The organism is Paenibacillus sp. ICGEB2008, assembly GCF_000307675.1.
GTDB classification, from domain to species: Bacteria; Bacillota; Bacilli; order Paenibacillales; family Paenibacillaceae; genus Paenibacillus; species Paenibacillus polymyxa.
This window is the reverse complement of sequence record NZ_AMQU01000006.1, coordinates 34,333-46,905: the sequence shown is the minus strand read 5'-3', so window position 1 is coordinate 46,905 and position 12,573 is coordinate 34,333. Positions and strand designations below refer to the sequence as shown.

The 12,573-nt window shown below is 47.3% G+C and carries 11 protein-coding genes; all 11 read right to left on the bottom strand.

Annotated features, from left to right (window positions below):
* Positions 1-133: 133 nt before the first annotated feature.
* Complete coding sequence (locus C400_RS0103635; RefSeq protein WP_017425990.1) at positions 134-1,657, bottom strand: M23 family metallopeptidase; 1,524 nt, start codon at positions 1,655-1,657, stop codon at positions 134-136.
* A 309-nt stretch (positions 1,658-1,966) separates the two neighbouring features.
* Positions 1,967-2,623: a hypothetical protein gene (locus C400_RS0103630; protein WP_017425989.1), complete on the bottom strand. Its 657-nt coding sequence runs from the start codon at positions 2,621-2,623 to the stop codon at positions 1,967-1,969.
* Between the two features lie 229 nt (positions 2,624-2,852).
* Complete coding sequence (locus C400_RS0103625) at positions 2,853-4,139, bottom strand: adenylosuccinate synthase (protein ID WP_016822464.1); 1,287 nt, start codon at positions 4,137-4,139, stop codon at positions 2,853-2,855.
* A gap of 377 nt (positions 4,140-4,516) precedes the next feature.
* Positions 4,517-5,875 carry a replicative DNA helicase gene (gene dnaB / locus C400_RS0103620; RefSeq protein WP_013373892.1) on the bottom strand — a complete coding sequence of 453 codons (1,359 nt, stop codon included), beginning with the start codon at positions 5,873-5,875 and terminating at the stop codon, positions 4,517-4,519.
* Between the two features lie 2 nt (positions 5,876-5,877).
* Positions 5,878-6,321, bottom strand: coding sequence for a 50S ribosomal protein L9 (rplI, locus tag C400_RS0103615; protein ID WP_016822463.1), 444 nt, complete (start codon positions 6,319-6,321; stop codon positions 5,878-5,880).
* Positions 6,318-8,306 carry a DHH family phosphoesterase gene (locus C400_RS0103610; protein WP_016822462.1) on the bottom strand — a complete coding sequence of 663 codons (1,989 nt, stop codon included), beginning with the start codon at positions 8,304-8,306 and terminating at the stop codon, positions 6,318-6,320. Before C400_RS0103610 ends, rplI begins: the two co-directional genes overlap by 4 nt.
* An 11-nt stretch (positions 8,307-8,317) precedes the next feature.
* Positions 8,318-9,235 carry a DUF2232 domain-containing protein gene (locus C400_RS0103605; RefSeq protein ID WP_016822461.1) on the bottom strand — a complete coding sequence of 306 codons (918 nt, stop codon included), beginning with the start codon at positions 9,233-9,235 and terminating at the stop codon, positions 8,318-8,320.
* Between the two features lie 5 nt (positions 9,236-9,240).
* Positions 9,241-9,543, bottom strand: a complete 303-nt coding sequence (locus C400_RS0103600) for a MazG-like family protein (RefSeq protein ID WP_013373896.1) — start codon at positions 9,541-9,543, stop codon at positions 9,241-9,243.
* 189 nt (positions 9,544-9,732) lie between these two features.
* On the bottom strand, positions 9,733-10,161 hold the full coding sequence (locus C400_RS0103595; protein WP_013373897.1) for a CBS domain-containing protein: 429 nt from the start codon (positions 10,159-10,161) through the stop codon (positions 9,733-9,735).
* Between the two features lie 45 nt (positions 10,162-10,206).
* On the bottom strand, positions 10,207-11,268 hold the full coding sequence (locus tag C400_RS0103590) for an LCP family protein (protein ID WP_017425988.1): 1,062 nt from the start codon (positions 11,266-11,268) through the stop codon (positions 10,207-10,209).
* 233 nt (positions 11,269-11,501) lie between these two features.
* On the bottom strand, positions 11,502-12,443 hold the full coding sequence (locus tag C400_RS0103585; protein ID WP_016822459.1) for a D-alanyl-D-alanine carboxypeptidase family protein: 942 nt from the start codon (positions 12,441-12,443) through the stop codon (positions 11,502-11,504).
* Between the last annotated feature and the right edge of the window lie 130 nt (positions 12,444-12,573).

The window sequence follows — 12,573 nt, the reverse complement described above, 5'->3', positions numbered from 1 at the left end:
TCCATTACTTTTCCAGACCCTTTTCTTTACGCAGAAAAAACCATGCCTGCACCTGGCTGTTAAGCATGCAGAAAACATGGTCTTCCTCCTTGATCCTCATCGAATCACATAACTCTCGATTTAAACATCCAATCTATCTTAAATACGTCATTGGATTTTGTGGCGTATTATTTTTGCGAATCTCAAAGTGAACATGTGTGCCTGTGGAACGTCCGGTGCTTCCCATGATACCAATCGCTTCACCTTGCTGAACAACCTGTCCCACATGGACACCAATACTGTTCAAATGCCCGTATACTGTTTGATAGCCGTTGCGATGATCAATCATAATGACATTACCGTAGCCATTCTGCTGACCGGCAAATGTGACCACACCTTCATCAGATGCTTGAATCGTATGATCGCCGACCAAGTCAACACCTTCATGCATACGTCCCCAACGTCCTCCGAAGCTGCTCGTCATTATTGCACCCGCAGTCGGCCAGGCAAATTGGCCCGAGCCTTCCCCCTCGACTTTCGTTCCTCTCAGAACCACCTCGGTAACAGACGGCTGTAACACCTTTTGACCGAGCCATTCCTCTTGCACGACCTCACCGTTCTCCTTGGTCAAACGGTAGTCCATCTCTTTAAGACCTGCTTGTCCCGGTCTGACTACTTTCGTAACTCCTGCTTTCAATTCATCGCTCTGGCGAATCTCTACTTCAGGCTCGATAGCAATCTGCTCGACGACCTTTTCTACCGTTCGTACCGTAACAGGTACCTTGGGAGCCGTGACCTTTAACTCGTCCCCAATTTGCAAGTACAACTCACGCAGACCGGGATTGTTCTGCTTAATCTCCCAAGCCGTCGTATCGAACTTCGTAGCAATCGACGACAAAGAATCGCCTTCTTGCACCGTATAGGTTGTAGGAGCTTCACGTCCCTCGGTCAGTACCTTAACCGCTTCTGCCTCCGTCAGCACCTTGTTCGGATCTGCTTTCACCGGCTCATACACAATCTTTTCACGGATACTGGCAGACTCCAGCCATGCTTTAGGGGCCTTCGTGCTTGCGCTAGCATGACTACTCCCCACGGATGTTTTGCGAACTAGCCCCTTGATGCCTGTCGCTGTACCTTCACCCGCAGGTGTGTATTTCTTCTGCACTTGCTTTAAAGCCGCTTGTGCCGTCGCTTTGTCCTTTACAATGCCAACCATCTGTCCGTTGACCTTCACTTCTACTCCTTTGGCATAGGCAGTCAGCATGCCGTCCAACTTCTTCAGCGTGGCTGCGCTATCGATATCCGCCTTATATGCCTTTTCTGTGCTCGTCGTGACCGCGCTCGTATTGAGCACCATTTCCACGTCAGGATACTTGTCTTTATACTGCTTGCTCTTCGTTGTATACAGCTGCTTAAGCTGCTGCTCATTCAGGATACTGCCGACCTCAACGCCTTTAACATACACTTTATAATAAGGAACCGTATTGGCACCAACATACTGATTGCTAGCAAAAATAAGACCGCCAACAATCACAATGCCGCCTGCCGTCCAACTTAACCATCTTTTCCGTCCGTTCCACCATGTTGCTATTTTCCCTGCTTTATCGGCAGAATTGCTTTCAACACTTGAATTCCCATTCCTGTGGTCTGGTGATAACTTCCCCTTAGAAACCTCCATGGTTCTCTCCTTTTCAGCATATCCTATCTCTATTAAATGCGTTCATTATTGTCCTTTTACATGATAAAAGTAGCCGTTTTACAAGCTTATCTATGATAATAGTCGCTATCTAGCATTGCATAGTTATGTAAAAGGTTTCAAAAATTTAACCTTTTCACAACACAGTTTACTTTAACATAGCTTTTACAAAGAATTCAACTGCACTCCAATTACTTCCTAGCACGCAAAAAAATCCGCGCCCGGCGCGGATTCTACAGTCCTGTTTTGAGCATTAACATTGCCCATACATTTATGCGTTTTATTTATGCATTATTTAAGCATACCCATCAATTTGTTATATTCCTCTTTGGTCAAATACTTCGCAAGCACCTGCTGAATATCTTGCAGCTCCTGCTCGGTGAGACCGCCTTCCATCGCAGCTGATATTTTCTGCATCTCTTCCGGCGGAAGTTTATTCATAAGAATCGTAAAAATCTCCTGCTTCTGAGCCGCCGGTAAATTGTTCTTTTTCTCCGTCAGATGGTCGGGCGTAATGACCAAATCATGGCCTTCGATACTCGTTTCAGGTGTAGCTGTACCTTCTGCCTGCTGACGCGGCTCGCTGTCTGGTGTTCCCGCCGACGTGGCCCCTTCCTGAGATCCCTTGTCGTTGGATGCACCACCTGTCTTATTTCCGCTTTCTTCTAAGCCCTGTCCCATGACAGGCAAAGCATTATCAGGCGGTGTTACACTTCCAGAGTCGCTCCCTGTCGTCTTGCTCTTCCCTGTACCTGTACTTTGATCAGTACCAGCGCTGCCTTTTAGCCAGCCCCATCCCCATATCGGCTGATGATCGAGCTGAATGTTAAATTGCCGTAGCAACGATTGAACATAAGCATTCACGACCACACCGGTCACTGCCAGTGTCAGCGCGCTGACCAGCACCACCGTCATTCCTTTTTTAAGCAGCCATCCAAGCCACCTCATATCCCGTTACCTCCTTATACGCATCTTGCCATGTGTACATCATGAAGTGCATATAGACCAGTATTGACGAGATATGACGATTTTTAACCCTTGGAATATGTAAAACTAGCACCAACACATCCATATAAAAAAGAAGAGGGAGGCATGAATTGCCCCTCTCCCCTTGATTTAGCAGGAATAGTTATATGATTAAACAGGCATGACGCCCTCATAGAATCCTACGGATATTTTACAAATAAATCGGAAGCACTTGGTTCGTTTGATCGCGGTTACGACCAACCGAGAAAATAGCGATTGGAATACCTGTCAACTCGGATACGCGTTGTACGTAATGGCGGGTAGTCTCCGGCAGTTCCTCCAGCGTCTTCACGCCAGTAATGTCTTCGTTCCAGCCTGGCATTTCTTCATATACCGCCTCGCACTCTGCCAGCATTTTCAAGCTAGCTGGATAATGCGTGATGATCTCGCCGCGGTATTTGTAGCCTGTACAGATCTTAACTGTTTTCAGGCCTGTCAATACGTCCAGCGAGTTCAGGGAAAGACCAGTTAATCCACTAACACGACGGGCATGGCGCACAACAACGCTGTCAAACCAGCCTACGCGGCGAGGACGACCTGTAACCGTACCGTACTCATGGCCTGTTTCACGAATGTAATCGCCGACTTCATCGTGTAGTTCCGTTGGGAAAGGTCCATCCCCTACACGAGTTGTGTACGATTTAGCTACACCGATCACTTGTTGAATTTTGGATGGGCCTACACCAGAACCGATACATACGCCGCCAGCTGACGGGTTAGAGGACGTAACGTATGGATACGTACCTTGGTCGATATCGAGCATAACGCCTTGTGCACCTTCAAACAACACCTTACGATTGGCGTCAATTGCATCGTTCAGCACAACAGACGTATCCGCTACATAAGGACGAATAAACTCAGCATATTCCAGATACTGTTTCAATATTTCTTCAACATCCAGCGGCTCGCCGCCGTATACTTGCTCAATCACTTGATTCTTTTCCTTCGTTAGATGGCGCAGTTTCTTTTCGAATTCTTCTGCTTCCAGCAAATCAGCAATACGAATACCGTTACGAGCAGCTTTATCCATATAAGCAGGGCCAATCCCTTTACGGGTAGTACCAATTTTGTTAGGACCTTTGCGGTCTTCTTCCAGCACGTCCAACGTCATATGGTAAGGCATAATGACATGTGCGCGGTCACTAATGACCAAATTTTTCGTGGAAAATCCATTATCATGAATATAAGTAATTTCTTCAATAAGAGCGGCTGGATTCACTACCATGCCGTTGCCAATAACACACTTTTTATCTTCATAAAAAACGCCGGATGGAATCAGGCTCAGCTTATACTTTTTACCGTCAATGAGAATCGTATGACCAGCATTGTTTCCGCCTTGGTAACGGGCCACTACTTCAGCGCTTTCCGCCAGATAGTCCGTGATTTTACCTTTGCCTTCGTCTCCCCATTGTGTCCCCACAACGACTACAGTTGACATGTTTCATTCCTCCGTGGAGTGCCCACAGACACTCTGATTTTGAGCTGACGCGCTAACACATATCTGGCTTCAACCGCCTCAGCGGGCAGGTATGGAGCGTTCTCGGACAGCAGGAAAAAACGTCCGTCGCAGACATTCCGTAAGTTCGGAAAGCCCCGGGCGTAATGATCTCCCCACTGCGTTGAAGCAGCACTATAAGTGTACCAGTACCATTTTTCAAAGTCAAATAAAAAGCGAACATTATATTACATGAAAATAGTATTGTTCGTAATTGAGAGTTTCAATCGTTCTATGAAAATATATGAATTCTATAAAAAAGGCTCTCTCGTAATCGCGATACCCGCGTCGAAAGAGCCTTTTCTAATCATACAAATATATTAACCGGCGAACGCATCCGAATGGGCACGCTCGTAATTAGCGAATTTATTATAATTTTTGAGAAATACCAGCTCTACCGTACCGACCGGGCCGTTACGCTGCTTGGCAATGATAATTTCAATAATATTTTTCTTTTCTGTTTCCTGATTATAATAATCATCCCGGTACAGAAACGCAACGATGTCAGCATCCTGCTCAATGGAACCCGATTCCCGCAAGTCACTCATCATGGGCCGCTTATCTTGACGCTGCTCCACACCCCGGCTCAGCTGGGAAAGGGCAATTACAGGCACTTCAAGCTCACGGGCGATTTGTTTTAATGTCCGTGAAATTTCGGATACCTCCTGCTGCCGGTTCTCGCCCGCTTTGCCGCGTCCGTGAATGAGCTGCAAGTAGTCAATAACGATCATACCCAGTCCCTTTTCCGCCTTGAGACGGCGGCATTTGGCACGGATATCAGCCACAGTGATGCCGGGCGTATCATCGATATAGATTTCCGCCTCTGACAAGGCTGCAATGCCCATCGTCAGCTTCGCCCAATCGTCGTCGCCTTTAAATTCACCTGTCCGCATGACGTTCGCGTCCAAGTTAGCCTCGGCACAGATCATCCGCTGCACGAGCTGAGCCGCCGACATCTCCAGACTGAAGATGGCAACCGTCTCTTTTGCCCGTACTGCAACGTTTTGTGCAATATTCAGGGCGAATGCCGTTTTACCTACAGATGGACGGGCAGCCACAATGATCAGGTCATTGCGCTGGAAACCCGCCGTCATCTTGTCCAGGTCAACGAATCCGGACGGAATTCCGGTCGTGTTTCCCTTGTTCTGATGCAGCAATTCAACGCGGTCGAACACTTCCATCACGACATCACGGATGGCGATAAAACCACTGCCTGAGCGCCCGTTGGAGATTTCCATAATCTTGCGCTCAGCATCACTCAGCATACCGGCGACATCCTCGCCACTGCTATAGCCTTCGCTCACAATCTGTGTAGCTGCACGAATCAAGCGACGAAGCATCGCTTTTTCTTCAATGATCTGGGCATAGTAATCCACGTTAGCCGCTGTTGGCACCCCGTGAGCCAGCTTCGCCAGATAACTGACACCGCCGATATCCTCCAGCTGACCTTTGTCCTGAATTTTCGAGGTCAGCGTAACCAAGTCAATCGGCTGTCCGGATTCACCCAGCTCAATCATTGCTTCGTAAATCATTTGATGAGCTTTATCGTAAAAGTCCTCGGTCTGCACCCGCTCCATTGCGGTAATCAGTGCTTCAGACTGAAGCAAAATAGACCCAATAACCGCCTGTTCAGCCTCCAGATTTTGCGGAGGAATCCGATCAAAAAATTCGCCGCCCATAATTATTCTTCAGTCACCTGTACTTTCAGCGTAGCTTTGACCTCAGGATGAAGCTTGACGGTCATTTGAGTCACGCCCAACGTACGAATCGGTTCTTCCAGCTCGATTTTGCGTTTGTCCAGCTTGATGCCTGTTTTAGCAACAGCCTCTGCGATTTGCTTGCTTGTAATCGCGCCGAACAGACGTCCGCCTTCTCCAGCCTTTGCTTTGAGCTGAATTGTAGTCTCTTCCAGCTTTTTGCCGAGTACTTGTGCCTCTTCCTTTTCCTCTTGCTTGCGTTTCTCCTCAGCAGCGTTTTGGTTTTCCAGCGTCTTCATATTTCCTTCCGTTGCTGGACGGGCAATCCCACGCGGCAACAGAAAATTCGCTGCATAACCGTCGGATACTTCCTTAACCTGCCCCTTCTTACCTTGGCCCTTCATATCTTTAATGAATATTACTTTCATTCAAATAACCCCTCTTCCCCATCAATTTCGGCCAGTACGTCGACCACTCTGCGCTTAGCTTCCTCCAGCGAGCAATCCAGCTGAACCGCTGCGTTCGTCAGATGTCCTCCGCCGCCTAGCCGTTCCATGACGACCTGTACGTTCATGCGTCCGAGTGATCGGGCGCTGATCCCCACCAGGCCGTCAGGACGTTCACTGACCACAAAGGAGGCCAGTACATCCGTCATATTGAGTAATGAATCCGCCACCTGAGCAATCAGGAGCTGCGGTATTTTTTGTCCGGGCTCGGTCACCGCAATTGCGATATGCCCATATATCATTTTAGCATGCTTAATAATTTCCGCCTTAGCAATATATTCATCCAGGTCCTCTTTTAACATGCGCTGGATCATCACTGTATCTGCTCCACTACGTCTTAAGAAGCCAGCTGCCTCAAACGTGCGTGAGCCTGTATGCAGGGAGAAATGCTTGGTATCCACCGTAATCCCCGCCAGCAGTGATGTTGCCTCCAGCGGTGTCAGCTGGACCTTTTCATGGATATATTGCAGCAGCTCAGTCACCAGTTCACAGGCCGATGACGCGTATGGCTCCAAATAGATCAGAACAGAATCATTAATAAATTCCTCGCCCCGACGGTGATGATCCACAACCACCACCCGGCTGGCCGTCTGCACCAGACGCGGCTCAATCGTCATTGACGCCTTGTGCGTATCCACCACAACCAGCAGGCTGTGCTCGGTCATCACCTGAAGCGACTGCTCCGGTGTCATGAGCGCTTGCGACAGCTTCTCATCCTTGTTTACCTGCTCCATCATTCGGTCAATAGACGGATTGGATTTGTCCAGTACGATATGGGCCTCTACATTGTAAAGTGCCGCAGCCTTCCACACACCGATAGCTGCTCCTATTGCATCCATGTCCGGTATTTTGTGTCCCATAATCAGCACACGGTCGCTCTCCTGCATCAGATCACGCAACGCATGCGCAATGACTCGGGCACGCACCCTGGTACGCTTCTCGACAGCATTGGACTTGCCTCCGTAAAAGGACAGGCGCTGTCCCGCTTTCACTGCTGCTTGATCTCCCCCACGTCCAAGCGCCATATCTAGACTGGATTGAGCTAGCTCGCCCAGCTCCTTGATACTCTCTGCCCCGAAAGACAAACCAATGCTCAATGTCATCGGTACTTTCAAATCTGCTGTCATTTCCCGCACGGTATCCAAAATGACGAATCGGCTTTGCTCCAGCTCCTGGAGTGCTTTATGATTCAGCATAATAAGATAACGCTCAGATGACAACCGGCGCAAATAAATATTGTATTGATTGGCCCAAGACGTAATCTCGCTGGAAACCTTCGCAATAAGCGCGGTACGCTGCTGATCGTCCATTCCCTGAGCAGCCTCGTCCATATTATCAAGCATGACAATACCAAGCGCTAACCGCTCGTTCTCATACTGCTTGCGCAGTACCGCGAGCTCCGTCACTTCATACAAATATATCAGACGCTCATCAGGCACGATTAGAAACTGATAATGACGCTCATCATGCTGTAATTCCACCTTTAGTTCACGAGCAGACTCTTTCGTTTCCTTTTTAGTGCTTAGAGCGTTTGCGAGTTGAGGAAACAAATCTTGAAGGGGCTCTCCAATCAACGATTGCTCCTCGAACATCTCACTGGCAAAGCGATTGTGCCATTCTACCGTCCGATTTTCACTGTATAAAATGATACCGAACGGCAGTGTACTGATCGCTTCTCCCTCCACCCGCTTGATCCGGAAGGAAAGGCCACTGATATATTGATTCAGTTCCCGACGGAAATCCAGCTCCGTCTTCAGCATCAATCCGCCGAGCAAGAATGATAGCAGCAGTCCTATCACACCCAGTTCCCAGTTGTACATGGAAATACATATGACAAGCACCAGCAGCAGTAAAAACGCCCAGACCGTCTGATAGCCGTGCCAGCGTTTTTGTAGAAATTTAGGCATGACTGTTCACCCTATTTCTTTGATCTTGTAATAGCTTCACGCAGCGGAAAGGCCAAATCAATAATACCTATAATGCGGAGCGGCTGGAACACCAGAACGACGAGCGACAGCAGCAACGCAATCACTGGGCTCATTTTACGGCTATGCGTCCAGAAGTATACAAAACCAATTGTCTGGATAATAAAACATGCATGGATCAGCGGTAGCATACTAATGGAAACCGTTTGAATCCAGCTGCTATCGGAGGAATCCGCTATCCATCCAATTACAATTGCCAGCAGATAGTACCAGATCAGCGTGCGTGGTAGCATCCACTCGCGGGCAGGCTTCATTTTACGTACCGGCACATCGAGACTGCTCAATGCTGGACGTGCCAAAGCATGTGTGATCACTGCCAGTATAAACGAGCTGACGATCATCACATATGGAACTTTACCAATCAGCATTGTACCGAGTTTCTGCGTATCTTCAGCTGTCCAGCTCATATTCGCAAACATCGGATTCGCACTTAAAATCTGCTGTACAATACTGGCCGATATCTCAGCCTGATCCCGAAGGGACTGCGAAAGATCAAACCCGAAGGAATACGTAGCGATAAACAGTACAAACAACAACTCGGCTAAAATAATGCCTGTTCCGGTCATCAACGCCTGAAAAGCAGATCCTCCCTTTTTATATATCCGTCCCATCAATATAGAAGGAATCAGAAAGTAAATCGCAGGAAGCAGCGAATACACATCGAGTAGCGCTATAATTAAAAGCACCGGTATGACGTGAACCAGAAATCCTTTGAAAGGCAGCGATGAAAACAATACAGCGCCAGGCACAATCAGAAAAAATACGGTAATAATTCTAAATGGTGTCAATAGAGTCAGCAGCAGAAGCAAATAAATAACGCTCCATGCTACAGTGGCCAAGCGGAATTTCAACGTTTTCACCTCTTACGCATATGTTCTTCCAGTGCGGAAATGTCCTGATACCAATCCTCCAGCTGGTGTCCTTCTTTTCTGTGCTTTCTTAGCTTGTCGATGAGTAGATCATCCAATTCACGGTAAGACACCCCAAGACGCCTCCCCAGAATATAACTGCTCATCACCAGGCTGGCCAAACAGTCACCAATACGGACTGTACTGCCTTCCCACATCGCCTTAAACAGACGGGAGACTTGGTCAAGCACCTCTGTTTTAAGCCATTCAATAACCTTGGCTCGTTTAACTACATCCATTTCTTTAGGCATATGATGAAGAGTCACACCCCTCTGAAAAAGCTTTATTCTCCATTATAGCATATCCTATTTTGAAAATAACTGTTACCCCATAGGGTAAATCGTTATTTTCAGAGCAGCTTTGCTGCTTATTATAAGCCCATGTCAACACTGTTAGCCCCTAGGGTGATAGTAATCTTCAGTGCGGCTTTGCTGCTTATTTTAGCTTGAAGTATTAAGCGATTCCTTGGACACAAATTTCTCACAATACTCAATAATTTGGCTGCGGCGCACGATACCGATAAACCTTTCCATATCATCCACAACGGGCACAAAGTTTTGTACCTTCGCCAAATTAATCAGATCCTCCATATTGGCATCAATGGATACAGGTTTCATCGAAACCCGTAGCGGAACGTCCTTGAGCATAAACTTAGAAGCGTTTTCAAAGGTGATTTTCCCCTCAGACTCTTTCATATGCCACAATAGGTCACCCTCTGTAACCGTACCCGTATATCTACCTTCCTTATCCAAAATAGGAACCGCTGTGAATCGGTGATATTCCATTCGTTCCAATGTTTGCCGTAGAGTAGCATCCGCCGTTACACAAGCGACCTCTTGTTTGGGAAGCAAGAAAAAAGCAATATTCATGAGAAACGAATCCCCCTCAAAATCAAATATAAATCCATTGATTACTCACTGAATGTCCTGTTTGTCGGGAAGCCTCAGCGTCTGCGGGGTTGTATCAGAGTCTAGCCAGTTCGCAATCATAAGTCTGGCATATTCAAGTTCCTGTTCATTAGCCCGGTCATAGTACAGGCCCTTCTTCTTGAACCCTTCCCCCGTAATCGTAAAACTTGAGATTTGTGGATTCCCTTGTGAAATAGCTTGCTTGCCAAGCCCAGTAATAAAGGCAGGTTCCATATCCGTTGTGAAATTGGCCCCCATGATATCGAGCAACTCCGGGATCTTGGTGATTCCGTCGATATTCAGTAGCCTATCGGCCATAGCATTCAAAAAAATTTGCTGACGTTTTGTACGGTTGAAGTCGCTATCTTCCCGATACCTAACATAATACATGGCTTCTTCACCATTATAAAGCGGCTTGCCCGCCTCAATACGGAACTTGATATGCAGCGGGTTTTTATTCTCGATGGGCTGGTCGATAGGTAACACTACTCCGCCCACTGCATTCACGGCATCCTGAATACCCTGGAAATTAATCGTAGCATAATAATCGACCTTATGCTCCATCAGCTTCTCTACAGTGCCCATGGACATATCCTCGCCTCCGAACGCATAAGCATGCCCCAACTTATCAAAATCATCCTCGCCATCTCGATTGGAATCATGTCCGGCAATCTGTACATACGTATCCCTTGGGATAGAAATCAAGAGCACACGCGATTCTGCGGGCCGTACAGCAGCATATATCACCGTATCTGAGCGACCACGTGCCTTTTCATTGGGCCGTTGATCTGTCCCCAGTAATAACACCGAAAAAGGCTCCTTCTGGTAAGCAACGGTCTCTTGGGGCTGTTGTTCCTTGGATTGACGAGGCTGGTAGGATTTCTCCAGCTTGCTTTCCAGCGTCGGTGACACAAACCAGTCAAAAGCCACGAGCGTCAGCTGTTTGCGGAATAGATAGCCCCCTACTGCAACTAAAAGCAAGACAATACATGAAATATATAGAGCGGTAAACCTCTTTTTCTTTTTGGGCTTTCCACGGGTCCTTCTCTTATGTCTTCTCTCCATCATGGCTTCCTTCCTTCTTTCGTCCACAAATCCCATCTCTTCATTAAACCGGATTGATCCCTCATGAAGCGGAAACTTCCCCTCAAAGCATAAAAGGTCTGCTACCTTGTTGTCAAAAGTGCCATGGCGTGGTTAGTTCCTCAAACTCATGACAAAAAAGGCTTTGCCCTTACGGTCAAAGCCCTCATTTACGTTTATATAAGTATTCTATGTAGCTTTCAAAGTTATCTTTTATCTTAATGCAGAGACAGTTTCACCAAATTTTGCAATCGTACCGGAAAAGAGGTGGACAGAGAAAAACCATAATCAAACAGCTTCCGTGTCTGTGCGAAACGCTCTTCCTTGCTCGGTGCACCCAGCACTACAGCAACTAATCGTTTGCCATGCTGCTCAGCTGTACCAGTGAAGCAGTATCCAGCATCGCTTGTGTACCCTGCTTTCAATCCGTCCGTCCCCGCATAAGAGTACGGTCCAGCCAAGGAAGGCAGCATCCAGTTCGTATTACTGATGTAAATGCCCTTATCCTTCAATTCCATCTGTGTGCGGCTGGACGTTCTGAGAATCTCAGGATGTGACGTAATCAAGTAAGAGGCCAACTTTGCAGTGTCGCTTGCCGTCATTTTCGTTTCTCCGCGAATATCCTTAGGATGGTTCGGCCCCAATTCACTCTGACCAGCCCCAGAGGCATTACTAAAGCGACTACCGGGTGACAGCCCAATTTGAGCAGCCTTTTCATTCATGCGCTTCACAAAAGCGGACTCATTCCCTGATGAACGCTCTGCCAGCGCTACAGCGGCGTCATTCGCTGAATACACAACCATACTTTGGAACAGTTCAGATACGGTCATTCTTTCCCCATACCGAAGAGACAGATTCACACCACCCACCGTACTGGCATAACGACTAATTCGCACCTCATCATTCCAGCCTAACCGTCCGGTCCGAATATCCTCCAGTACCAATAGCTCGGTCATGAGCTTGGACATATTTGCAGAAGGCATAGGCTTATCGCCATTCACATCCATCAGTAATTCCCCGGTGTGCATGTCCATCAGCACTGCAGCGTCTGCATCCACATTCGGCTTTCCGATCAACAAGCGGGGTCCAAGAGTAATAAAAATCAATATAATAAGTACCGGGACGACAATAGCCCAACGTAACCAATGTTTTTTCATCATCGTAATAACCTCCATATCTTATTAGACGATGAAAAATCCATTTTGTCTGCAATTTTTCGAAAAAAAGATACAATTTTTTTACCTTTTTTTATTTCACGACAAAATACCCGCCAATCCCTGTTACAGGATA